28 protein-coding genes and 1 pseudogene are annotated in these 25,043 nt (G+C 38.7%); 28 read left to right on the top strand and 1 reads right to left on the bottom strand.

What is annotated here, in order from left to right:
* Nucleotides 1-279: 279 nt before the first annotated feature.
* The 7 genes and pseudogenes from EO119_RS08270 (at nt 280) to EO119_RS04270 (ending at nt 6,162) form a co-directional block, all read left to right on the top strand.
* A pseudogene (locus EO119_RS08270) lies at nt 280-855 on the top strand (hypothetical protein).
* A gap of 120 nt (nt 856-975) precedes the next feature.
* Nucleotides 976-1,806: a DNA adenine methylase gene (locus EO119_RS04295; protein WP_206168790.1), complete on the top strand. Its 831-nt coding sequence runs from the start codon at nt 976-978 to the stop codon at nt 1,804-1,806.
* 19 nt (nt 1,807-1,825) lie between these two features.
* Complete coding sequence (locus tag EO119_RS04290) at nt 1,826-2,602, top strand: site-specific DNA-methyltransferase (protein ID WP_164725677.1); 777 nt, start codon at nt 1,826-1,828, stop codon at nt 2,600-2,602.
* The gene (locus EO119_RS04285) at nt 2,593-3,456 is read left to right on the top strand and encodes a type II restriction endonuclease (protein ID WP_126940787.1); all 864 of its coding nucleotides are present in this window, start codon (nt 2,593-2,595) and stop codon (nt 3,454-3,456) included. Before EO119_RS04290 ends, EO119_RS04285 begins: the two co-directional genes overlap by 10 nt.
* A 34-nt stretch (nt 3,457-3,490) precedes the next feature.
* Entirely contained in the window at nt 3,491-4,330 is an 840-nt protein-coding gene (locus EO119_RS04280; RefSeq protein WP_126940786.1) for an SWIM zinc finger domain-containing protein, read from the top strand.
* 8 nt (nt 4,331-4,338) lie between these two features.
* Nucleotides 4,339-4,863: an NUDIX domain-containing protein gene (locus EO119_RS04275; RefSeq protein ID WP_126940785.1), complete on the top strand. Its 525-nt coding sequence runs from the start codon at nt 4,339-4,341 to the stop codon at nt 4,861-4,863.
* Between the two features lie 72 nt (nt 4,864-4,935).
* On the top strand, nt 4,936-6,162 hold the full coding sequence (locus EO119_RS04270; protein WP_126940784.1) for a phosphopentomutase: 1,227 nt from the start codon (nt 4,936-4,938) through the stop codon (nt 6,160-6,162).
* Nucleotides 6,163-6,331: 169 nt separating this feature from the next.
* Here EO119_RS04270 and rpmB read toward each other — a convergent pair whose 3' ends face one another.
* Nucleotides 6,332-6,520 (bottom strand): 50S ribosomal protein L28, encoded by a 189-nt coding sequence (gene rpmB, locus EO119_RS04265; RefSeq protein ID WP_038144954.1) that lies wholly within the window; start codon nt 6,518-6,520, stop codon nt 6,332-6,334.
* 547 nt (nt 6,521-7,067) lie between these two features.
* Between rpmB and recG the strand changes: the two genes are divergently transcribed.
* From recG to pfkA, 21 genes are all read left to right on the top strand, one after another.
* Nucleotides 7,068-9,104, top strand: coding sequence for an ATP-dependent DNA helicase RecG (recG, locus tag EO119_RS04260; protein ID WP_126940783.1), 2,037 nt, complete (start codon nt 7,068-7,070; stop codon nt 9,102-9,104).
* Nucleotides 9,105-9,198: 94 nt separating this feature from the next.
* On the top strand, nt 9,199-9,387 hold the full coding sequence (locus EO119_RS04255) for a 4-oxalocrotonate tautomerase (RefSeq protein WP_009353866.1): 189 nt from the start codon (nt 9,199-9,201) through the stop codon (nt 9,385-9,387).
* Between the two features lie 102 nt (nt 9,388-9,489).
* Nucleotides 9,490-10,215: a WecB/TagA/CpsF family glycosyltransferase gene (locus tag EO119_RS04250; RefSeq protein ID WP_126940792.1), complete on the top strand. Its 726-nt coding sequence runs from the start codon at nt 9,490-9,492 to the stop codon at nt 10,213-10,215.
* A 52-nt stretch (nt 10,216-10,267) separates the two neighbouring features.
* Nucleotides 10,268-10,903, top strand: a complete 636-nt coding sequence (locus tag EO119_RS04245) for a phosphatidylserine decarboxylase family protein (RefSeq protein WP_062402326.1) — start codon at nt 10,268-10,270, stop codon at nt 10,901-10,903.
* Nucleotides 10,896-11,567: a CDP-diacylglycerol--serine O-phosphatidyltransferase gene (gene pssA / locus EO119_RS04240; RefSeq protein ID WP_062402329.1), complete on the top strand. Its 672-nt coding sequence runs from the start codon at nt 10,896-10,898 to the stop codon at nt 11,565-11,567. Before EO119_RS04245 ends, pssA begins: the two co-directional genes overlap by 8 nt.
* A gap of 12 nt (nt 11,568-11,579) precedes the next feature.
* Nucleotides 11,580-12,848 (top strand): glycosyltransferase family 2 protein, encoded by a 1,269-nt coding sequence (locus tag EO119_RS04235; protein WP_126940782.1) that lies wholly within the window; start codon nt 11,580-11,582, stop codon nt 12,846-12,848.
* Nucleotides 12,849-13,016: 168 nt separating this feature from the next.
* Nucleotides 13,017-14,903, top strand: coding sequence for an acyltransferase family protein (locus tag EO119_RS04230; RefSeq protein WP_126940781.1), 1,887 nt, complete (start codon nt 13,017-13,019; stop codon nt 14,901-14,903).
* Nucleotides 14,904-15,114: 211 nt separating this feature from the next.
* Nucleotides 15,115-16,128, top strand: a complete 1,014-nt coding sequence (locus EO119_RS04225) for a GspE/PulE family protein (protein ID WP_126940780.1) — start codon at nt 15,115-15,117, stop codon at nt 16,126-16,128.
* The gene (locus EO119_RS04220) at nt 16,125-17,117 is read left to right on the top strand and encodes a type IV pilus twitching motility protein PilT (RefSeq protein WP_126940779.1); all 993 of its coding nucleotides are present in this window, start codon (nt 16,125-16,127) and stop codon (nt 17,115-17,117) included. Before EO119_RS04225 ends, EO119_RS04220 begins: the two co-directional genes overlap by 4 nt.
* Nucleotides 17,118-17,129: 12 nt before the next feature.
* Nucleotides 17,130-18,305, top strand: coding sequence for a type II secretion system F family protein (locus EO119_RS04215; RefSeq protein WP_126940778.1), 1,176 nt, complete (start codon nt 17,130-17,132; stop codon nt 18,303-18,305).
* A gap of 8 nt (nt 18,306-18,313) precedes the next feature.
* Nucleotides 18,314-18,691 carry a competence type IV pilus major pilin ComGC gene (locus EO119_RS04210; RefSeq protein WP_009353863.1) on the top strand — a complete coding sequence of 126 codons (378 nt, stop codon included), beginning with the start codon at nt 18,314-18,316 and terminating at the stop codon, nt 18,689-18,691.
* Nucleotides 18,692-18,713: 22 nt separating this feature from the next.
* Complete coding sequence (locus EO119_RS04205; protein WP_009353836.1) at nt 18,714-19,328, top strand: prepilin peptidase; 615 nt, start codon at nt 18,714-18,716, stop codon at nt 19,326-19,328.
* The gene (locus EO119_RS04200) at nt 19,325-19,789 is read left to right on the top strand and encodes a hypothetical protein (protein WP_126940777.1); all 465 of its coding nucleotides are present in this window, start codon (nt 19,325-19,327) and stop codon (nt 19,787-19,789) included. The genes EO119_RS04205 and EO119_RS04200 overlap by 4 nt, the downstream gene beginning before the upstream one ends.
* On the top strand, nt 19,786-20,142 hold the full coding sequence (locus tag EO119_RS04195) for a hypothetical protein (protein ID WP_126940776.1): 357 nt from the start codon (nt 19,786-19,788) through the stop codon (nt 20,140-20,142). Before EO119_RS04200 ends, EO119_RS04195 begins: the two co-directional genes overlap by 4 nt.
* 135 nt (nt 20,143-20,277) lie before the next feature.
* Nucleotides 20,278-20,883, top strand: coding sequence for a hypothetical protein (locus tag EO119_RS04190; RefSeq protein WP_126940775.1), 606 nt, complete (start codon nt 20,278-20,280; stop codon nt 20,881-20,883).
* Nucleotides 20,884-21,075: 192 nt separating this feature from the next.
* Nucleotides 21,076-21,516 (top strand): hypothetical protein, encoded by a 441-nt coding sequence (locus tag EO119_RS04185; RefSeq protein ID WP_009353848.1) that lies wholly within the window; start codon nt 21,076-21,078, stop codon nt 21,514-21,516.
* Between the two features lie 11 nt (nt 21,517-21,527).
* Nucleotides 21,528-22,361, top strand: coding sequence for a hypothetical protein (locus EO119_RS04180; RefSeq protein ID WP_126940774.1), 834 nt, complete (start codon nt 21,528-21,530; stop codon nt 22,359-22,361).
* Nucleotides 22,351-22,902, top strand: a complete 552-nt coding sequence (locus EO119_RS04175) for a hypothetical protein (protein WP_126940773.1) — start codon at nt 22,351-22,353, stop codon at nt 22,900-22,902. Before EO119_RS04180 ends, EO119_RS04175 begins: the two co-directional genes overlap by 11 nt.
* A gap of 34 nt (nt 22,903-22,936) precedes the next feature.
* A complete protein-coding gene (locus EO119_RS04170; RefSeq protein WP_126940772.1) occupies nt 22,937-23,320 on the top strand; it encodes a hypothetical protein in 384 nt (127 codons plus the stop codon).
* Between the two features lie 86 nt (nt 23,321-23,406).
* The gene (locus EO119_RS04165) at nt 23,407-23,970 is read left to right on the top strand and encodes a shikimate kinase (RefSeq protein WP_009353844.1); all 564 of its coding nucleotides are present in this window, start codon (nt 23,407-23,409) and stop codon (nt 23,968-23,970) included.
* A 1-nt stretch (nt 23,971) separates the two neighbouring features.
* On the top strand, nt 23,972-24,931 hold the full coding sequence (pfkA, locus tag EO119_RS04160) for a 6-phosphofructokinase (RefSeq protein ID WP_062402363.1): 960 nt from the start codon (nt 23,972-23,974) through the stop codon (nt 24,929-24,931).
* Nucleotides 24,932-25,043 lie beyond the last annotated feature (112 nt).

Below are 25,043 nucleotides of genomic sequence, written 5' to 3'. Positions count from 1 at the left end.
AACACAGTAGTTAAGCTCGTAAACGCCGAAAGTACTTGGCTGGAAACGGCCTGGGAGGATAGGAAGTTGCTGATTAATAAAAGAAGACACCCAGTAGGGTGTCTTTTTTTATTAATCTGTAAGTTTACATACGAGCAGGTCGCCCTGGAATCCCCAGTGAACCACTTTTATAGGAGCGAAGCGACGCATGAAAGTGTGTGAATCGGGGAGTTCGGCCCGTAAGGTTTTCTACGACCGAAGGGAGTAAGAAAATCCACAGGGCAGAACAGGAAGTTGCAAATGACAAGATTATATTTGCAAAACATTAAAAACTTATTATGTTATAATAAAATATATTCTAAAACAAAATTTAATTATTTGGAGGAATTTATGGGTGAAAAAGTAATAAACTTTAAAAATGGGGTAGCCCTAGAGTTTGGTCAAGGAAAGTTTGATGGATGGTGTGTATACATTACTGATGAAGATGGAAAACGTTCTGCCCCTAAAGACATGGACTACTTTGCAGAACTAAAAGAACTTTCATATAAATATGGGGCTGAACAAATTTAAAAGGACTTTATTTCATTCTATGATATAACTGTTAAAGAGTTAGATGCTAAAGTTTTTGATAGAATAAGTAACCTGTCATCATATTATGGTGATAATAGTATCGATATAGAAATTTTATTCTCTATTTTATATATGGGAATGCTTGCTGAAGAAAATAAAGAGAAGTCAGTACTTGGTAAAAGAATTAAAAGATTGGGCTTATACACATTATTGATTGAAGATAAACCAGTTGATCATTCGGCAAATTTTATGAATGGGAAGAAGTGTGGCGTGCTTGATAAACTGTGTAAAGAAAGAGGCTTTTAATTTAATTACTCATATTTTTTGATTTCTTTTAATTCTAATTTATTATTTTTACAAAAGCTTGATATCGTTTTTATGATTAACTTTGATATAAAGCTTATTCATAGGATAAATGGTTACATTATGAATTTAAAACCCTTTACTAAATGGACTGGTGGTAAGCGTCAGCTTTTGCCAGTCATATTAGAAAAAATACCAAAACAATTTAATACTTATTTTGAGCCATTTATTGGTGGAGGAGCTGTTCTATTTGAGTTGCAACCAACTACTGCTATTATCAACGATTTTAATACGGAGTTAATTAATTGCTATCAAGTGATAAAAAATAGCCCTAAAGAGTTAATTGCGTTATTATCTGAACATAGGGATAATAATAGCAAAGATTATTATTTAGAAGTAAGATCCTGGGATAGAGATAGTACATACGCTAAGTTAAGTGGTATAGATCGGGCTGCAAGGATTATGTATATGCTAAGAGTTGATTTTAATGGATTGTATCGGGTTAATAGTAAAAATCAATTTAATGTGCCTTACGGAAGTTATAAGAATCCTAAAATTGTTGATGAGGCTTTAATTTATGATATAAGCTCTTACTTAAATAGTAATAATATTACGATTGTACAAGGAGATTTCTATAAAGCCGTAGAATTAGTAAAAGAAGGCGATTTTGTGTATTTTGACCCTCCATATATTCCATTAAATGAAACAAGCTCATTTACATCTTATACGCATGAGGGATTTTCTTATGAAGATCAAGTTAGGTTAAGGGATACTGTAAAAGAGTTAACAGATAGAGGCGCTTATGTTATGCTTTCTAACTCCGCAAGTGAGCTAACACAAGATCTATATTGCGATTTTAATGTACACTTAATCGATGTAGTGAGAACTAATGGAGCTACACAAAAGAGCCGAGGAAAGATAAAGGAGATTTTAGTAACAAATTATGAGCCATGATATATTCAAGGAGGAAACTATGATAACACCGTATTATCATAAAGAAAGTTCTATTTTAATTTGTGAAAACACATTTTCTTTTTTAGAAAAAATGAAAGATAGTAGTATCGATATGATTTTTGCGGATCCACCATATTTTTTAAGTAATGATGGTATTTCAAATTCTGGTGGACATGTTGTTTCAGTTAATAAAGGTGATTGGGATAAAATCAACTCTTTAGAAGATAAGCATCATTATAACCGTACTTGGATTAGAATGTGTAGAAGAATCTTAAAACCTAATGGTACAATATGGATTTCAGGCACTTATCATAATATTTATTCTGTAGGCATGGCCTTAGAGCAAGAGGGTTATAAAATTTTAAATAATATTACTTGGCAAAAAACAAATCCAGCTCCTAACCTATCTTGTCGATATTTTACACATTCTACTGAAACTTTATTATGGGCACGTAAAAATGATAAAAGAGCAAGACATTATTATAATTATGAGCTGATGAAGTCAATTAATTCAGGTAAACAAATGAAAGATGTATGGACAGGACCATTGACAAAAATAGCGGAAAAATGGGCAGGAAAACATCCAACGCAAAAACCAGAGTATCTATTGGAAAGAATTATTTTAGCGAGCACAAAAGAAGGGGACTATATTTTGGATCCTTTTGTGGGTAGTGGCACTACTGGAGTAGTAGCAAAACGCTTAGGTCGTCGTTTCATTGGAATAGATGCAGAAAAAGAGTATTTAGATATAGCAATAAGAAGAATTGAGCATGAAGGAGAGACAACGTGGTCTTAAGAAACTTTGATGAATGGTTAAATACCATGACGGATTCAGTAGCAAGTTGGACATATTATACAGATTTTGAAAAAGTGTATGAAAATGTGAATGATATTAAAATTCCATTATGCCTTTTGAATAGCTTAATAGGAAGTAAGAATATTAAACAAGATTTTTTAAAGTTATATAATGAGTATCCAGAAGTATTGCGCGCTGTGCCTATTATTATTGCTAAAAGACTTAAAGACATCGTTGTTGTAAAAGATCCAGAAAAAGATTTCTATTTTGACTTTAGAAAACATGATTATACACCTGAGGAATATTCTTTATTTATGGAGAAAACCGGAATATATGATTTACTGGAACATCATTTAGTTGCAAGCCTATTGGACTATGTAACTGGTGTAGAAGTAGGCATGGATACGAATGGACGTAAAAACAGAACTGGTCACTCAATGGAAGCTATTGTTCAGCAATACCTAGAGCAAGAAGGATATGTTATGGGAGAGACTATGTTTAAAGAAATCTATCAAAATGAAATTGAAGAACGCTTTAATGTTGACTTGTCCGCTATTACTAATGAAGGAACAACTCAGAAACGATTTGATTATGTAATCAAAAGTGATAAAACATTATATTTAATAGAGGTAAATTTTTATGCCACGGGTGGATCTAAGCTGAATGAAACTGCAAGATCATATAAAATGATTACAGAAGAAACCAAGAAAATTCCAAATGTAGAATTTATGTGGTTTACTGATGGAAAAGGATGGCATAAAGCTAAGAATAACTTGAGGGAGACTTTTGAGATATTACCTAACTTATATAATATTAATGACTTAAGTAACGGTATTTTAAAAACAGTAGTATAATTTATTTGATTGACGGTTGGAGAAAGGATATCATATGGATCTAAAGGATATAGAACTTCTTGAGACTGAAATAAGTGATACTAAAGAATTAACTCAATCTAAATCCCTTTCAACACATAAACATATCACATTAGTTCAGGTATATTTTGTAGCAAAAGATGATGCGTTCTTATACCTATGTGAAAATCTAATTCTTCATGAAGGAGATCATGTTTATGTATCTGGTAAAATGAAAGATAATATAGGTATTGTAGTGGATGTACGTCATCAATTTAAGGTTCGACCTTCAAAATATGAGCGTGTTATTGCCAAAGTAGATACAAAGTTGCAGGGTGAGTTTTATATTTCAAATCGATTCTTATTAAGCTTTGATCGAGCATCTTTAGGTAAAGAAAAAATTAGCCAATGGTTTTTCTCACCTCAAGGTGAAGAACCCTATATTTCCACATATGTACCAGCTCCTTTTCCATTAGATGATTTATCACAATTTCCAATTCAAACTGCAAGGCTAGAACGAGGAATTCAGTATTATAAGGAACGGAGAATTGTATATCTTTGTATTGATGATATATATGGATATGCTATAGTACAAGGGTCAGAGTATTATGAGATAGAATTTGTATATAGAAATAAAATGATAGAAGATATCTCTTGTAGTTGTTATTGTGATGGCCATTGCAAACATGAGTTTGCTCTTTTATTAGAATTACAAAATATGGTAAAAATGCTTCCTGGTGAGTTTGGAAAAGAATATAATAATAGTAAATATCTGGCTGTAATAGATAAAGAAGTAGTGTGGCACATGAGTATAAGATGGGCTAGTAAAGGATCTATTTCTTTTCGTAGTGAGACAGAGGCGATTATGGTCAATTAGGAGGACCCATGCAAGAACATAAACTTTCATCGGAAATGAAATTCGATGGTAAATTGATTAAGGTAACTTATGATGTAGCAGAGGTCAATGGCAAGGAAGCTTGGCGTGAGGTGGTACATCATCCAGGGGCAAGTGCAGTGGTAGCCATTGATGAAGACAATCGCATTATTATGGAAAAACAGTTCCGCTATGCATTGAACGATTATTTATTGGAAATTCCTGCGGGTAAATTAGATGCTGGTGAAGATCCTTTGGTATGTGCTAAACGTGAGCTAGAAGAAGAAACAGGTATTGTAGCTTCGGAATGGATTAGTCTTGGAACTATTGCAACATCTCCTGGTTTTTGTAATGAAGTCATTCATTTGTATGTGGCAAAAGGACTTTCCAAAGGGGAAATCCATTGGGATGAAGATGAATATGTGGAAGTTGAGCGATATACGTTCGACGAATTGCTACAACGCATTAAGGAAGAGAAAATCAAAGATAGTAAATCTTTATCCACGTTGTTATTAGCTATGCCGTATTTGAAATAACGAAAGAATGCCTAGGAGTCTAACTTCCTAGGCATAGATTGTTTACGAGTGTTTAACAAAGAGGAGGTCTCTATGTTTAAACGAATTATTACGATTGTCACAGATAGTGTAGGAATTGGTCACAATCCAGATGCAGAACGTTTTGGAGATACGGGTGCTAATACCTTGGGCCATATTGAAGAGGCGGTAGGGCCTTTACAGATTCCGAATTTACGAAAATTGGGTATCGGTAGGATTGCGGATATTACACCGCAACAAGATACAGTGGTGGGTGCCTTTGGTCGCATGCATGAACAAAGTACAGGGAAAGATACGACCAGTGGTCATTGGGAAATGATGGGTCATCCTGTGAAAGTTCCTTTCCCAACCTTTTATGATGGATTTCCTCAGGAGTTAATGGATACTTTCACGAAAGAAACTGGCTATGGATTCCTAGGCAATGAAGCGGCATCGGGGACGGAAATCATTGAGCGCCTAGGGGAAGAGCATATGAGAACGGGGAACCCCATTGTGTATACGTCTGCCGATTCGGTATTTCAAATCGCCGCTCATGAAAGCATCATTCCTTTAGAGGACCTATACAAGATGTGCCAAATTACACGGGAACGAGTATGTATTGGGGATTACCATGTTGGGCGCATCATTGCTCGTCCCTTTGTAGGGGAGCCAGGTCGTTTTGTGCGTACCTCAAATCGTCATGACTATAGTCGATTACCAGAAGGTCGATTTGTGTTGCAAGCTCTACAGGATGCTAAGGTACCGACCATAGGAGTAGGGAAGATTGGGGATATTTATGCTCATATTGGATTAGATCAATCATATCCAACAAAATCTAACTCCCATGGCATGAACCTAGTAGCGGCCTTGTTGGGGCATAGTGCAGATGGTATACATAGTATGCATGATAGACCTGATACTACGTCAGAAGGTAGATTTACTCATGGCTATCTAATGGTGAACTTAGTGGAGTTCGATAGCTTGTATGGACATCGTCGTGATGTACAAGGCTATGGCCGTGAGCTAGAAATGTTTGATTATCAACTAGGGGGATTGCTAGAACTATTAACGGAAAGTGATTTGCTACTGATTACGGCAGACCATGGTAATGATCCGACATGGAAGGGAACAGACCATACACGGGAACTCGTGCCACTCTTAGCGTACTCACCAGCTTTTGCAGGCCCCATTGATCTAGGGGATAGACGTAGCTTTGCAGATATTGGACAAACTATATTGGAAAACTTTGGGATTACTGAATCATTTGTGGGGGAAAGTTTTTTACAATTATTAGCAAAATAAAGGATAGGCTTATTTTTTATACAGTTAGGCTTATACTGAGCCCTGTGTTTTATCGGTGTAAGAATAGAGTAAAATAATAAAGCTAAACATAGCAAAAGAGGCTATCAGTACTGAAGAAATTTCTTCCTGACTGATAGCCTCTTTTTTGAGTACATGTACCTTCAAAATCTTACGCGCGTGTAATTTTATCAGAACGAAGGCAGCGTGTGCAAACGTTAACTCGTTTAGTTTCGCCGTCTACAATTGCTCGTACTCTTTGGATGTTTGGTTTCCAAGTTCGTTTGGAACGGATATGGGAATGAGAAACATTCATACCCGTAGTAGTGGATTTACCACATACTTCGCAAAGGTTTGCCATTTGTTTCCACCTCCAAAGTGTTTACTACTAATATAACATATGTATTTTATCATAAAAGGGGATAGCAATGCAAGTGCATTTGTTCCTTTTAGATAAGATTATACTAGCTTATTAACTATATACTAAAATAGTAAACACTGTCAAATTTTATTAAAATATGACTTGCGTTTAATTTAAACAAGATGTATAATTTAATCATAGAAGGACACTTTGTTATATAACCTAACTCACGTAACTCTTTTACAAAGTGCCCTTCTTTTTTTGTACCTATTTTTAGGTAGAGTTCATATTGTATTGTCTCTCTATGGTATAATATAAAACATCAAGTAGCTGCTACGTATGATAGTGTGTCATAGGATAGATACACACATAGATGCATACCATACATAGATACAGTGAGGCTGGTTATAACAGAGTATTAGAGAGTGTTTACAGTATGGCGATTCTTATGTATTAAGCAACTAATACAAATTAGTCATGTAGCATGCTTTCAGAGTGGATAGAGTAGAGGGTACTTTTAGAAAAAAGGAAAGAGTACAGATAGAATATGAACGAACAATTGCAATCTATAAAGAGTGTGGGACCGCAACGAGTGAAACAATTGAATAAATTAGGAATCTATACGGTAACAGGTTTGTTGCATTATTTTCCACGTACTTTTGAAGATAGACGGCAAGTGTATACGATCTGTGAAGCTCCTATAGGAGAGATGGTAGGTGTGACAGGGCAGGTAGTAAGGGTCAGTGAAAAACGCCCAAGACCACGTATGCATATTTTAATGGTTACTCTATCTGATGGAATACGTCAATTAAACTTGACATTTTTTAACCGAGCCTATAAGAAAAACTTTTATAAACTAGGTCAACAAATATATGCCTATGGGAAGATAGAACATACTTATGGTGCGTACCAAATGAATACACCACAAGTGGAAATGATAGAAGAAGGACAAGTCATAGACCGTGGTATTGTACCTGTCTACGGTTTGACGGAAGGTATGAAACAGTGGGGGATTCGCGTAGCCATTAAAAATTGGTTTGACCATAACTCCACGTTAGAAGAGGTGGTCCCTCAAGATGTGATGGGAGACAAGTTTACCATGAGCCGTTATGATGCCTTTCGAGAAATGCATTTTCCTACATCTTGGGAACGCTACCAAGAGGCACGTGCACAATTAGCCTATGAAGAACTATGGATTATGCAAATGGGATTGTTACTACTAAGAGCTCACGAGCAAGGTCAAGGAGGCTTTCCTATGACAAAGAATGGATCTTTGGCGGAACGAATTAGGCAAGGCTTACCATTTACTTTGACAGGGGATCAAGAAAAAGCATTAGGGGAGATTGCTAAGGATATGGAGCAGCCCCAAGCCATGCAGCGGTTAGTACAAGGTGATGTAGGTTCTGGTAAAACGGTAGTAGCTGCTTTGGCGTTAGTGAAAGCAGTAGAAAATGGATTTCAAGGGGCGATTATGGCGCCGACGGAAATTTTAGCCACACAACATTTTGAAAGCTTTCAGGAACTCTTTCAAGATGCTCCGATACGAATGGCATTGTTGACGGGTTCAACGAAAAAAAAGCAAGATCTCTATGAAGCCTTAGAACGAGGAGATATCGATATCTTAGTAGGTACCCATGCATTGATTCAAGATAGGGTTATATTTCATCAATTAGGTTTGATTGTAGTGGATGAACAACATCGATTTGGTGTAGAGCAGCGGGCGAAACTACAACGAAAAGGAGGCCATCCTCATGTGCTAATCATGACGGCAACCCCTATACCACGGACTATGACCTTATCCATTTATGGAGATTTAGAAGTTTCTCTGATTAAGGAAATGCCTCCTGGTCGTAAGCCAGTGAAGACCTACGCTGTGGATTCTTCCTATAAAGAGCGATTGTTACATTTTTTTGAAAAAGAAATGCAAGCGGGCCGTCAGGTCTATGCAGTGTGTCCATTAGTAGAAGAGTCTGAAAAAATGGATTTACAAGCAGCAGAACAAATTTATTATGAATATAAAGAATATTTTGAGCCACACTATTGTGTAGGTTTGGTGCATGGTCGCATGCGTCCAAAGGAAAAAGAAGAAATTATGGATGCGTTCTATCGTCGAGAGATTCATTTGTTAGTATCGACTACGGTGATTGAAGTAGGCGTGAATGTGCCGAATGCGACGATTATGTGTATCCATAATGCAGAACGTTTTGGTTTATCCCAGTTGCATCAACTGCGAGGTCGTGTAGGTCGTGGATCGGCACAGGCCTATTGTATTCTGATTAGTGATAGTAAAAATCCTGATAGCAAAACTCGACTTTCACTGATGGAACAAACGCAAGACGGATTTGAACTAGCAGAACAAGACTTGCTTATCCGTGGCACAGGGGAATTATTTGGCTTGGCTCAGTCAGGTCTGCCAGATTTGAAAGTTGCGAACATTATCAAAGATATACCGATTCTTGTAGAGGCACGTGAAGATGCGAAGGCTTATTTGCAAGCTCATGGCTTTGATGAAGTGCAAGAAATATTACGACATCAAATGGAATCTCGTTTTGGTCCACAATATATGCGTATTTTGTATAGCTAAAGTTGTTTATTAAGGGCTATCTATGATACAATAAGGTGAGATTTTATCTGTAGCATGGTGCTATAGATATCTAGTGGTGAGGGAGGAATGACTCATGCCTATTATTCATGTAGAACTTGTTGAAGGTCGTACTTTTGAACAAAAGAAAGCTCTTGGCGAAGCGATTACAAAAGCAACTGTAGAAACTGTAAAAGTACCGGCAGAAGCAGTAAAAGTAATTTTCGTGGACATGAAAGCTGATAACTATATGGAAGCTGGCGTTATGCGCTGCGAAAAGAAATAATTAGGAAAATTACCTACCAGAAGGATAGGTCTATGATAGGGTGTAGTCTCTTTCATATGTCCTGTCCTTCTTGTTTACATACTAGAGTAGATGAGGTGAATGGTGCAGAATCAAATACATGTGCTATCCGTCCCAATTGATGTGGTAACGATGACGGAAGCTGTAGATAGAGTGCTTTCATTAGTGGGACAGCCAAAATTACATATGGTGGCAACGGCCAATGCAGAAATGATTATGATGGCACAGGATGATCAAAGATTGTTAGAGGTTCTGCAACAAGCGGATCTCGTTGTACCGGATGGAGCAGGTGCTTTATGGGCAGCTGAGCAACAAGGACAGCGTTTTCCAGAACGAGTGACAGGTTGTGACCTATTGCAACAGTTATTGAAGGCAGCTAAAGCACATAATGTTAAGATATACTGTTTAGGTGGAGCTGAGGGAGTTGTCAAAAAAGCCTTAGAAAATATGACAGCAGAACTTGGAGAATTGCCGGTAGTGGGATATCATTCTGGATATTTCACAGCGGAGGAAGAAGTAGACATTCTTGATGAGATTCAACGTAGTGGCGCTCAATTAGTGTTTGTTGCCTTTGGGGTGCCGAAACAAGAGTTTTGGATTCAAGAAAAATTAGCCCATTTAGATGGTGTAGTCGCCATGGGAGTGGGCGGTTCTTTCGATGTGTTAGCGGGCATGTTGAAACGAGCTCCTGTATGGATGCAAGAAAACCGCTTAGAGTGGTTATATCGATTGGCATTGCAACCGAAACGTATCATTCGTATGTTAGCATTGCCTAAATTTATGTGGACTGTATGGCGCCATAAACATTGATACAGTATAGTTGTATCTTGTTGGAGCCATCACTAGTTAAGAGAGGTTTAGTATGGGTTTGATTGTTAAAGAAGGATATCCTTTAATCGGTGCTTGTCTTGTTGTGACAGCACTGGTAGGCTACTTTCTATCATGGTGGTTAGGAATTATACCATTTGTACTGGCATTATTCTTTACTTATTTTTTCAGAAATCCTAATCGCCGTATTCCTCATGATCCAATGGTGTTAGTATCACCTGCGGATGGGAAAGTGATGGAAGTAGTAGAAGTGTTTGAGGACACATATTTACATCAACAATGTAAAAAAGTAACGATTTTTTTATCTGTTTTTGATGTCCATGTGAATCGGGCGCCAATGGCAGGTGAAATTACGTTTCGACAATATACAGAAGGTCGTTTCTTACCTGCCTATAAAGATTCAGTAGGATATGAAAATGAACGTCATACAATTAGCATTAAAAATGACAAGATGGAAATTGTGGTGACACAGATTGCGGGCTTGTTGGCTAGACGTATCGTGTCTTGGACAGATGTAGGAGATACCTTGGAGCAAGGTACCTTGTATGGTATGATTAAATTCGGTTCTTGCACAGAGCTATTTGTTCCATTAGACGTAGAGATTTGCGTCACAAAAGGGCAACATGTAGTTGGTGGAGAAACGATTATTGGGAGGGTGAAAGATGAATAAGTCTATATTTCCCAATCTTTGCACAGCAGCAAATTTAGCCTTCGGTGTGATCGGCATTAGTTTATCTGCTACAGGTAATTTTACTGGGGCAGCCATATGTGTGCTTTTATCCTTATTAGCCGATGGCTTAGATGGACGGATTGCTCGTGCTTTGGGTGTTTCTGGAGATTTTGGCCGTGAATTAGATTCTTTAGCCGATGTAGTTGGCTTTGGCGTATCTCCAGCTTTTATGCTGTATATGATGAGTTTGGATCATTATGGTTGGTTAGGCTATGTGCCATTGTTGGTATTCTCTGTGTTGGGAGCTTTCAGATTGGCACGATTTAATATTATGACAGAAGAAGTACATGGTTATTTTCAAGGGTTACCGATTCCTGCAGCAGGTTGTATGGCAGCTACCTATGTGTTAAGTGGTGTTCGTATTCCTGATGTGGCGTTGATGTTAGCTATGATCGTCGTAGGTTACTTGATGGTTAGCAATGTGCATCATCCAGATTTCAAAGGGAAAGGTAGCGATCCAGTGCAACCGATTGCTGTAGGTATTACTGTAGGTTGTGGTGTGTTTTGTTTATTGATGGACTATCGCTCCTGGCCGGTTTTGATTTTTGTATTATATGCTGTATATGGTATTAGTAATACTATCATCAACAACATTCGTAAATAGGAAGGAACTAGAATGAATTACGTTTGGTTTGACCTAATTATGATTCCCATACAGGTAATTATCGTATTTTATACCTTGTATTACTTTGTGTTGATGGTCTGTGGCATGTGGCATAAAAGTGATAAAACAGAATGTCCGCCGAAACATTCCTTTGCTATTATTGTCTGTGCCCATAATGAAAGTGCCGTGATAGGTCAATTGGTGAATAATCTACAGGTCTTAGATTATCCTCGCCACTTATATGATATCTTTGTGGTAGCAGATAATTGTAAAGATGACACTGCCAAGATTGCCCGTGAAGCTGGTGCTGAAGTGTATGAACGCTTTAACACCGAAGAAGTGGGTAAAGGCTATGCCATGGGCTGGATGTTTGACAAAGTATTTGCCATGGAACGCAAGTATGATGCATTCGTAATTTTTGATGCGGATAATTTAGTGCATCCTCATTTCCTCTATGAAATGAATCGTCATTTGGAAAAAGGGGAACCAGTGATTCAAGGGTACTTGAATGCGAAGAATCCAACCGATACATGGGTGGCTGGTACCTTTGCCATTGCCTTTTGGATGGTCAATCATATGTGGCACTTGGCGAAATATAACTTGGGACTTTCCACAGCCTTGGGTGGTACGGGTATGTGTATTCGTACAGATATCATCCGCGACTATGGTTGGTCATGTAATAGCTTGACGGAAGATATGGAATTTTCCTTGAAACTGTTAATCCATGGCGTGAAAACAACCTGGGCGCACAATGCCATCGTCTATGATGAAAAGCCATTGACCTTTATGCAGTCTTGGAATCAGCGGAAACGTTGGGCTCAAGGGCACTTTGACACAGGAGAACGGTATATTCCAAAACTCTTTGTGCAAGGTATTAAGAAAGGAAAATGGACGATTCTAGATGGGATTGTGCAGATTACACAGCCCTATTTCTTGTTATTGTCAGCCTTTTATATTATTATGACCTATATCAATGGTATTGTACCGTTGTATACGAATATTATTTACCAAATTTTGCCAGTACAAGTATGGCAGATTATTGGTATTGGACAATATTTATTTCCACTCATTGTGTTAGCACAAATTAAAGTGCCACCAAAAGTTTGGATCTATTATCTATTGTATCCGCTATTCATCTATTCTTGGGTACCCGTTACCTTCTTAGGATATTTGAATCGCCATGATAAAGTATGGTCCCATACACAACATACCCGAGGGGTAGCATTAGGGGAAGTGAAACTAACCCGTATGGGCGATACCAGTCGAAAAACCAAAGAATAAGATATGATAAGAGCAACAGGATGTGAAAATTCTGTTGCTTTTTTTTGTAATGAGAAAGTGCTTACTATTCTTAAAATTTACTCTACGCAGTGCCCATTCTCTATGCTATAATGTATATTACGTATCAAATAATGTAGTATATATTATTCATAATGGAAGGGAAGACAAATGTTGCCACCAGAGTTAGAAGAACCGCATCAAGGGCTCGGTTCAAGACAGAAAAAACGTATTATAGGAGTCAAACCAGGTCAGTTTGTGAAAGGCCTTGACGGGCTAAAAGGGTTAGCCATTCTAGGGGTCACGATCTTTCATTTATTTCCCCATGCAGTCAGTGGCGGGTTCATGGGGGTTTCCCTTTTCTTTGTCTTATCGGGGTATTTATTAGCTTTCACCACAAATCAACAATGGAAGGTGGGAAATTATAGCATTTCCAAATTTTTTCAGCGTAGAGCAGAGCGGATTCTTATCCCCTTAGTGTTGATGGTGACGGTCATATTAGGGCTATGGCATTTGCTGTTACCCGACAAATTAGCGGGCATACGCCCAGAAGTATTTTCCATTTTGCTAGGCTATAATAACTGGTGGCAAATCGCACAAAATGCAGATTATTTTACACGGCTAGTGAACACATCGCCATTCACCCATATGTGGTTTATGGGGGTAGAAATTCAATACATTGTCATTTGGCCAATTCTATATTGGATCTATACAGCACTGAAAAGACAATGGAGTTATAGCATCGGTCTAGTATGGATGTTGGTGTTAGCATTAGGTTCCTCTGTCATTATGCCTCTACTATATACAGAGGGTATGGACGTATCTCGTTTTTATTACGGCACAGACACACGGCTATTCGCATTGCTATTGGGTGCCTTTTTGGGATTGCACCGGAGTGAACAAAAACTATATCCTTTGGGCACTATGAAAGGAAATGTTATCAGCAGTGTACTCCTACTGGTAGGTATCATTGTAACAGTGCTAGGGTATATCTATTTAGATGGGCAAAGCCCTTCTCTTTACACCTATGGCATGGTAGCATTTACTTGTCTATTTGGTTTCATGGTGTGGTTAGTAGAACGTCCTAATACGCCACTTGGAAAACTGGTTGATGTGCCACTCCTCGCATGGTTTGGTAAACATAGTTATGGATTATTTTTATGGCAATATCCAATGATTTATCTCTTTGAACATATGGGTTTCATGGAATATTTTGCATCACCCATAGCCTACTATATCGTCTTAGTATCGGCTATCATAGGCCTTACACTTTGGTCTGAAGCGGTGACGAATTGGTGTGTCCGTCAACATAGTGTCCGTGCCATTGTGGATGTCGTTCGTTCCTACTATGTGAAAGTTGTTTCTATCGTGGGGGCTATTTGTATTGTCCTAGGTATGTATGCATTTGCTACAGCATCAGAAGAGAAGCAACAAGACGTGACTGAATTGCAAGTGCGATTGGCGAAGAATGCAGAATCCCAAGCTGAAGAAAATGCGAAGGTCATCGACCTTTCTACTGTCAGCGATCCACAAGATATGGTGCATATGGCAGCCATTGGTGATTCCGTTATGCTGGGTTCCGCTCATGCGTTGCGGCAGGACTTTGCAGGTATCCAAATTGATGCCAAAGTATCTCGCTATGTAGGGGCAGGTTTAGGGATTGCAAAACAAATGGATGCGAATCAGCAACTAGGCAATGCGGTACTCATTGGTCTTGGTACCAATGGTCCTATCACAGGGTACTATGAAGATGAAACAAAAGCATTGGTGCAGTATTTAGGGTCCAATCGTCAGATTTTCTGGATCAACAATTATGCGCCAGGCATCCAATGGATTGAAGCCAATAATACATATTTAACTAAGCTTGCCAAAGAACATCCGAATGTGCATATCATCGACTGGGCTAGCCTAGCAGCAAAACATCGTAACTGGCTTGGAGATGACGGTATCCATCCTAATGATACAGGAGTGAAAGAATACTCTAAATTTATCCATGATGAAGTAAAAAAAGTATTGCTCCAACAAGCAGAAACAAATAAAAAACAGAAAAAGCGCTAAGCACTTATCTTACGATAAGGGGAATTAGCTAGACATGCCAATATATAAGGGTTGTAACAATATGTAGATTCTACATCTTTGTTATGGCCCTTTTTTGATTAATTACTTCTAAAATAGCACTACTAGTCAACGTTGACTGGTAGGAGTGTTTTCTAGGGTTTTAGAGGGTGCATAGAGAAATCCTAAGTACGCAAGTAAAGGAGGTGAAAATATGTACCATGTGGAGATTGAGCTGGATCATTTCTTTCAGCGTGCTTATGAAAGTGGAGCCAGTGATATGCATTTTGATGCCTTAGAAAAAGAGGTGCAAGTTCGATTCCGCTTGGATGGCCGTTTGCAAGAGATAAATCGGATTCCCATGCCAGAAGGTGAGCAAGTGATGAATCGTTTGAAAGTCTTAGGATCTTTAGATATTAGTGAAAAAAGATTACCTCAAGATGGGCGGTATGTGTGGACCCATGGAAATCACTCAGGAACGATACGTATGTCTTCCTTACCGTCTGTGTATGGTGAAAGTCTTGTATGCCGACTCTTTTGGCATGATGAACAAATAAAATCCTTAGAAGAATTAGGGATGCCTGTTCATATCAGTACAGAGGTGCGCAGGTTATTGGCACGCCCACATGGATTACTGCTTGTGTGTGGGCCTACAGGGTCTGGTAAAAGTTCTACCTTGTATGCATTATTACAAGAACTTAATGGAGAAGAGGAGCAAATCATTACCTTGGAGCATCCAGTGGAACGTATCGTAGAAAAAGCCGTTCAAATTGGTGTACAGCCACAGATTGGCATGACTTTCAGTAAGGGATTACGTGCTATTTTACGGCATGATCCAGACACCATAGTAGTTGGTGAAATTCGAGACCAAGAAACGGCGCAGCTAGCGGTACAGGCAGCGCTTACGGGGCATCGTGTGCTCTCCACAATTCATACGAACCATGCCCTAGGTGTGGTGGAACGATTGGTGGATATGGGTGTAGAAGACTATCTTGTACGTGCCACCTTAACCGGTGTTATCTCGCAACGATTGGTACGAACGCTAGTAGATGGAGCGTATCATGGTCGCTGTGGATTGTATGAGTTACTAGCCATTCCGAACCATGATTGCCATTGGCAACAGCTAGATTCCTATCTGCTTTGTTCTTTGGAAGAGTCAGCTCGGCGAGCCATCGAGGAAGGTTTGACTACGGAAGAAGAGGTACTTCGTGTGGGGGTAGTACTATGATTTGGTCACAAGTATTACACGAAGCTATCAAGCGAGGGGCTACAGATATTCATGTACAAAGTGGTACGGTCTTTTGGCGCTTGGGCATGGATGTAATACCTACAGAGTACCACTTATCTGATGAAGACATGCTAACGTTTATAACCGACCAAGTACATACCATATCGGATACTTTGATGTCCTATGATGGAGCCATGACCTTTGAAGGCTTACGCATTCGGGTTCATCTATTCCGTTGGCGTTCTGGTTGGGGCGGTACCTTACGTATTTTGTATCCCCCTAAAACAGGTCTCGATACATCGGAAGAGGGCAATTTATTGCGCCGTATATCTTCTTTCAAAGAAGGTTTAGTCATTATCGCTGGTGCTACTGGTTCAGGAAAATCTTACACTCTTACCTCTTGTTTAATGCACATCAATGAAAGTATGCGACGCCATATTATTACACTAGAAGACCCTATAGAATATGTATTGGACCATCAACAGTCCTTAATACATCAACGGGAATTGCATACACACTTTCATCATATGGCAGACGGTATTCGAGATGCATTGCGAGAAGATCCAGATGTGATTTTAATCGGTGAGGTACGGGATAAGGAAACATTGGAAGCGGCACTACATGCGGCGGAAACGGGGCATCTCGTATTTGCTACCTTGCATACGCAACGTGCTACTATGTCCATTAATCGGATGATTTCCATGTTTCCAGCACACCAACAAGAGGAAGTGCGGACACAACTTTCACAGATATTACGAGCCGTCATCTGTCAACGACTGGTTGTTATCGACGATAGATTTATACCGGTACGAGATATTTTAATTAATACCCCTGCAGTGGCTAACTTGATACGGCAACGAAAGGAGCCACAAATCGTATCCATACAAGAAACGCAAAGGCCCATGAAAACACTGGAAATGGCAGTTGCCGAGTTAAGGTCAATCTATGGTTCATCGCCAGTGTTAGAGTCTGTATTACAGGTAAATTAGTGGAGAATATCTATGAGTTGGTATACGTATGAAGGATTTACGACGGATAAAAAAATAGTGTCAGGCAAAGTATGGGGCGACTCTGAAGAGGAAGTGCAGGCAAAGCTAGCCTATCAATCGATAACACCGATTCATTTGGAATGTGTTGTTGTGAAGTCAAGAAAACAGCAATGGAAAGCAGCTCATATGATTCACTTTGCCTATCGATTACATATGTTGTTGGGCGCAGGTATTTCTTTACGAAAAGCCTTGGATATGATGGTCAATACAAAAGGGGCCACTATTCCTTATGGAGATATTCGTGAAGATGTAGGACGTGGTATGGCACTATCAAAGAGTTTATCCAAGTATCAGTGCCCTATCATTGTCACCACTATACTGCAGGCGGGGGAAGCATCAGGAACCCTAGTTGAATCGTTAGGCATGATTCAAAGTATGTACGAAGAAGAGCATCGTTTACGCCAACAATTAGTATCAGCCATTACATACCCATCATTTTTGGTGGTACTTATGATAGTATTTGTAGGTGTTGCAGTAGGTTTTATTTTACCGCAATTTAAAGCTGTCTTTGAGAGCATGCAAATCGAATTGCCACCGCTTACAGCAGCCCTTTTTGCAGGAGGCACATGGTTACAAGATAAAGGAGTATATCTCCTGATTACCTTGCTAGTATTCGGTATGGTTTTCTGGAAATCGTACGAACGAGAATCTGTGAAATTCAGTGTGCATCGTAAGGTTTGGCTATGTATGGCACAAAGGGAATGGCTTATGGCGTATACGATGGTACGCATGTGTCAGATTTGGAAGCTACTTTTAAAAAGCGGTATACCTTTGTTACAACTGTTGGATATGACAGAATCGCTGTGGGGCAACCGCTGGGCAAGTGCGCTACAAAAAGAGGTGAAAACTCGTATTTCCCAAGGGCATGGATTTACGGATTCATTAGAAAAGGTGCAATTAGGAACTTCTTTTTTATGGGATTTGCTTCGTATCGGAGAAGAAACGGGTGACCTAGAAAGTATGTTAGACCAAGGGTATGCGTATTATAAGGGGATTTTGGACCGGACTGTGAAACGAGGAGAACAATTATTAGAACCTATTATGCTCAGCATTATGGGCAGTATAATCGCTTTACTTGTGGTAGCGGTAATGTTACCGATGTTTAATTCAATTTCAGCCATTCAATAGGAGGAATTATGGAAGCAGTACGACAACGTTTGTCTTTACGACAACGGAAGCAACAAGATGGATTTACCTTAGTGGAATTAATGGTTGTGGTAGCAGTCATTGCTATTTTAGCATCCTTGGCAATGCCACAGTTTTTAAATGCTTCAAACAAGGCGAAGGAAGCGAAAATTAAATCAGATGTTACAACGATTTCTAATGCAGCACAGTTGTATATGATGGAACAATCTACCGATACAGTACCTACGGTAGAGACATTGTACAAAGAAGGCTATTTAACAGAACATGTGAAAACTCCTAAGGGTGGAGAATATACAGTCACCAGTGTACAAAATGAAGGCGGTAAAGGTAAACATATTGCTGTCACTGCACCTGATGCTGCTAATTAATTAGTTGAAGGAAGAGGGAAATATGGAGTATGTATTAGGAGGTATTGCTGGTATCACAGGAGTTGCAAGCCTCTATCTCATTGTTTCTTGGACCTATATGAAAACACATAGTATGTGGTGCCTTATGTCCATTTTTGCTCATGTCATAGGGACAGTAGGGCTTTGCTATACCTATCAAGTTGGATACATTACGAATATCTATGAACTGGCACTTCTTTATATGCTGGAGGTAACGCTCTTTTGGGGATCAACCATCGATAAGCTATATTACATTCTTCCCGATGAGGGAGCTATTCTAATTTGTATATGTGGATTTGTTTACCAGTGGATAGGTAATGGTGATGTATTGATGATAGTAGTCAATGCCCTCTGTATGGGCGGATTGTGGTGGTCATTGCGGTGGTTTAGCCGTGGTGGTGTGGGATTAGGTGACATCAAATGGTTGATTGCCATTAGTTGTTGGCTCACATCAGTGGAATGTTTGGCATTATGCGGACTTTCCTCTGTCATTGGCATCTTGTACAGTTGTGTGTGGCGTGTTACATCTCCGAATCATACCTATATTCCCTTTGGCCCTTCTTTCAGTATGGCAACCATATTACTATTCATATGCCCTGTAGGGAGGTGGCTTTGGTGAAAAGCCAAGAGAATATAGAAGGGTCCTTATTAGTGGAAGTTGTACTGTATATGACTATTTTTTCTCTTGTTATAGGCATGGTCTTGTTATTACATAATGAAGAGCAACGAGAGTATCATGTATTTGATCGAGAAGGTCGTATCTTATTTGCGCATGTGAAACGTATGCAACTTGCTACTTTGTCTGGAAACTTACAGAATAATAATGGTGCCAATCGTGTTGTCCTAGAGCGTATGCGATATGGATATATTAATACAAATAACTCTTTAGTGTACCGTAATTTACCAGAATCTATGCATATCGAATTTACTGGAACTTACCCCAGTATTCGCTTTACAGCTCATAAAGGAGTTGGGAAAGTATTTACTGTTACATTAGTAGACGATCTAATTCGCTATAAACGTACATTCATTTTTGCCCGTCAATCAGGGCGTATACGTTGGGAGGAATCAAAATTTTGAAACTAAAAGAGGAAGGATTTCTCTATATGGATGTATTAGCTTCGTTGTTTGTAATGAGTCTATTATGTTCAACTTTATTCGTACTCATGATGAGCAGTATCCAACAATATGAGAAAATGATGGAAGAAGATAGAATATTACAAGCTATGATTTTGTATATGGAAGAGGGGAAGGCTAGTTGGGCACATGGACAGATTCCGGAGTCTGGTGAACCACCAACTGTGGGAACAACTACTTTTCAGCGTAAGACAGAAATAAATCAAGAAGGAGTACGTATATTAATGGTAATAGCCTATCGTCATGGTGAAGAAATACATCGGTTCACTACTTATTTATTGCCTTCTAGCCAATGAGATACATCATCAAGATGACGAAAGATGCAAACTGAAAATATAGTGCAGTTATCTGATATAGATTAAAAAACGAATTGTTATGATTTCGAGATAAGTATATAAAAAATTGTGATGTGCTATGGCGAGGTAAAATGCATGGGTATGGTATTACGCTTGAAAAAGACGAGGACTTTTTGTTGGATACCCAAGGGTAAACAGGGAACAGCAGGATTTTTACTGGTAGAAGCAGTATTAGGAAGTCTGTTATTAATGACCATCATAACAGGATTTTTCTTAATCACATCACATAGTGTGAAGTGGATACATATGTTGCATCATCGTCATGAGTTGCTGTTAGATGCTAGGTTTAGTCGTATACAGATTATGAATCGCCTTCGCTATAGTGAGAAAAGACCGATAGTTAGTAAAGATGGGTCATGGTTAGTATCTCCATCAAACTGGAGGATACGCGTCTATCAAGATGCCTTTGTGACCATATTATCTGATGGACAATTGCAGGATATTACAGAAAATGAAATTAGTCCCAAGATTGGAAAAATACATGTATTTCCGCAAGGGTCTACATTTTTTCAGGAACGATCAGATGGTCTTGTTGACTTACATTGGTATTCAGAGGTACGTCCCTATTGGCGGCGAGATCATATTCAACTTATGGAAGGTGGACAGAACCGATATCATGTACAGACAGGCATTCTGCCGTATGCCACCTATCTTCAGAGATTACAACATATAGCAAAGTAAGTTGGTACTTTGTCATAATAGATAGAAATACGCATATGAGCAGAAATACTAAGCATACATGTTAATATGCATAATCTATCTATAGGGTTATGAATTATGTCAGAAGCCGTAAAATATATACAAAAAACAGTTAGTTAGAAATAGATGCTTGTAGAGCACTTATATTAGGTAATGTATGCGAGGTTAACTATTATGTTGCGCTGGAAAGGGCAAAAGAAAAATGGCTTTGTATCATACATGATATTACTAATAGCGATGATGACCATTGGTACTTGGGTGGCTTGGCTACATACGATGCAGATTACGTATCAAAGCATGATGGATGAATATCGTTTTGTTCGATGTCAATATGGCATAGAGCGAGGCATAGTATTAGGTACAAATAAAAAATTCTTTTTAGCTCATCAAAAGGAAATAACTGGTAGTGGTTCACCGAAATATGTACTAGAAGAAACGGATACGGAACGGATTGAGGCTATTTTATATAAAGAACAAGAAGAGCAACTTTATTGTTTACGGCTCTTATGTACTGATGTAGAAACAGAAACGAATATAAAAAAAGATGTATACATTAAGACCATATATAAAAATGACATACTAGAGACGATACAAATAGAATGGGTCAGAGAGTAAGGAGGTTTGTAGTGAAAAGTAAACGAGTGATGGGTATTGCCATTGGACATGATGAAATTGTTGGGATAAAAGCCTACAAAATTGAAGGTACTATTGTGCTAGAAGATGTAATCGTTCAAAAACGACACAGTAATAAGGGAACTGATGTGAAAGAGTTTTTTGACTATTATGGAGAAGTTGGTATATCTATTGGTTGTGTTTTTGAATCGCCACTTCAATCAGTATACATGGAAACACCGATGATGCATAAAATAGATCAGTACTTATTTGCCCACCGTGAGGGAAAACGAATCTTTCAGAATGAAGATTTCCCTAATGCTATCGATTTTGCCTCTAGACCAGGTACAACGGAGGAGCTAATGTGTATGCTCATCGTAGCCTTAGAACGAAAACAAGTGAAACAGGTGGCGCAAGGGATTCAACAAGGCGGAGGAGATCTTCGTGTTATCGATTACTGGCCAGCACCTCTTGCGTTCAGCCGTGGTCGAGAATCGTCTATGCTTTGTATCACCCCAGAGGAAGATAAGGTGCAAGTATCTTTATGGAATGATAAATTCTGTACGGCGCATACCTTAGTATCATTAGATGTGAATGAAGTATTGGAAGCCTGTAAAACGGTCTATGAAGATAGCAAACAATTTCAAGTGCCCTATCCTAAGGGAGCTATTGTAGTTGGTTTTGATGAAACAAGATCTAAAGCCTTTGAGTCTATTTTAGAAACCTATGGAACAATCGATCAGGTACCACTTCATATAGTAGATAAAGGAGAAGATTATAATCCACAGAATATAAATCATGAAATGGCATTTGGTTTAGCGATTAGGTTACTTGCCGATGGAAAATAAAGAAGATCTTAATTTTATAGAACCGGATATACAGTGGGTGTGTTGGTATATTCGGTACAAAAATATATGGTGGGCCCTATTAGCTCTAGTGGTCATTATATTAGTGGGTTCTGTGGCGATAGGCACAAAAGCATATATACAGTATCAAGATATTGTAGAGAAACAGAAAGAGGTAATATCGCGCCATATTGATGTTAAAGAGGCGCATAGTGTATATGATTCTATGGTTCATGAGAATACAAAAGAAGAACCGTTGCCACAGGGAACGTTAAAGGAATGTATATATGTATTAGATGCATCGAATACATATCACATTCAATTGGTCGAGTGGTCTACTATGAACCAATGGTATGTGGAAGCTAGAGGAAGCACTGAAACTGAATTGCATCAGTTTAGTTCAGTGTTGAGTCGATTAGGAGGTCACCGTCATTATGATGAAGTGGTGGAAAAAGAATCCGGAACTGCACTATATCGTAGTCGTATTACAGCCACTATGGAAAGCCTTACCAATTCCCAAAAGAAGTCTACTTCTAGTCGTTAGTGTGTACTGTTGTGTAGTGGTTACGGGTATTAGTATGATGGTGTACTTTCAAGGAGAGAAGAAACGAATCTCTGCAGAGATTGATGAAGAGATACTTTTACAGGAAGCAGAAACAACATTTTTAAATAGTGAAAGTTATCAATTTGTCAAACAATTAGATGAGAATGTGTTAGACCTAGAAGGCTTGTATCATTTGGTATTGTCCTCTATAGGAGACACACCTTTAGTGGTGGTCAGTACGCACAAAGAAGCAGAATCCCTAGATGTGGTAGTGCAAGGGTCTACCTTAGATATGGTGCAATGGTTGGTAGGTATGCAAAAGGCACATCCTACCTTGCGTTTTAGGATAGAGAAAATTATTCATGTACAAGGTGTGACTACTTTACAATGTAAGATTTATGAAAATACTAAAAATTAGCTTTAATGGTTTGTCAAAGTATAGTCGAGTATAGTAAAATAAAGTTAAAATTTACTACTAGATGGAAGAATGAGATATTATAAAACATGAAAACGACTATCAAGAGAAACATTATCCTCATTGGTTCTATGGGGAGCGGAAAAAGTCACTTAGGTCGAAATTTAGCGGATGCCAAAGGCTGGCAGTTTGTTGACACGGATCGAATCTTAGAAAAACGATATAATATGCCTATTGCTGATATTTTTAAGACAATAGGTGAAAAGGCATTTCGTCGTGCAGAATTTGAAGTAATTAAAAAGGTGGCCATGTATCATGAAGCGGTGATTTCTGTAGGTGGAAACTTCCCTATTGACATGCGTACATTACGATATATGCAAAAATACTCTTTTATTGTAGGTATACGCGCTTCACATTATCGGATTGTAAATCGTGTCAATCGGTGGATTGGTAAGCGGCCGACTATGAATTATGATGATGTATCTGGGTATGTAGCATGGATGATGCGACGGTGGAAACCCTTATATCGCAAATGTGACCATGTGTTAGATACTACATACAGTCATACGGATGAATTGGTGACGAGTATTGACGGATCCATAAAGTCTAAAGGCATATATTTTAAACGGCGAAAAGTACACCAAGGTGAATAATATGAAACGTATAGCTATTTTAACAAGTGGTGGAGATGCACCAGGAATGAATGCAGTCATTCGTTCTATCACAAGAAGTGCAATATATGAAGGCCTCGATGTAGTAGGAATACAACGAGGCTTTTTGGGCGTTTTAGAAGAAGACTTTATTTCTTTGACTCGGCGTAGTGTAGGGAATATTGTGAACAAGGGAGGGACGATTTTAAAATCTTCCCGTTGTCTTGAATTTAAAGAACCTGAACATCAACAAAGAGGCTATGATAATTTACGTCGTCATGGTATTGACGGATTAGTCGTTGTTGGTGGAGATGGTTCTATGTGTGGTGCTAAGGTGTTATCTGACCTAGGATTACCTACGGTGACAATTCCAGGCACTATTGATAAAGATATGAATGGTACCGATTATACAATCGGCTTTGATACAGCTCTTAATACCATCATTGATGGGGTGAGCAAAATTCGTGATACCTCTACAGCTCATGATCGTGTAGCTATTGTAGAAGTGATGGGACGACATGCAGGTCATATTGCTGTGTACGCTGGCGTCGCATGCGGTGCTGAGGTGGTACTGACACCAGAGGTGCCAATGACATTAGAAGAGGTAAAAGAATCATTAGAAAATACTACTCGTAATGGTAAAAAGAATAGTATTATTATCGTTGCGGAAGGAGCCTATAGTGCTTTTGAAGTGGCTCAATATATTAAAGCACATACATCCTATGCACCCTCTGTGACAGTGTTAGGTTATTTACAACGTGGTGGATCACCGTCTGCTTATGATGCATTAATGGCTGCTCGCTTAGGAGAGGCAGGAGTACGTGCCTTGTTAGAGGGACATACACATCATCTAATAGGGGTTCATTGCAATCATATTGATGCGATAGCCTATGAGGAAGCTGTAATATGTGAGTATCCTTTAGATACTTCTTTATACCAATTAATACGAGTATTAGGACAATAATTTCATAGTTGTTTTGCTATTGTATTGTATAAGATAAAGAAAACTAACTTTAGTTTTCTTTTCTTTTTATCCTCTATCTATGGTATGTTTTGTTTTATACTATAGTAAAGGG

This window comes from Veillonella sp. CNR 79/14 (assembly GCF_003992185.1).
GTDB lineage: Bacteria > Bacillota > Negativicutes > Veillonellales > Veillonellaceae > F0422.
The sequence above is the reverse complement of the archived record's forward strand: the minus strand, read 5'-3'. Positions and strand labels throughout refer to the sequence as shown.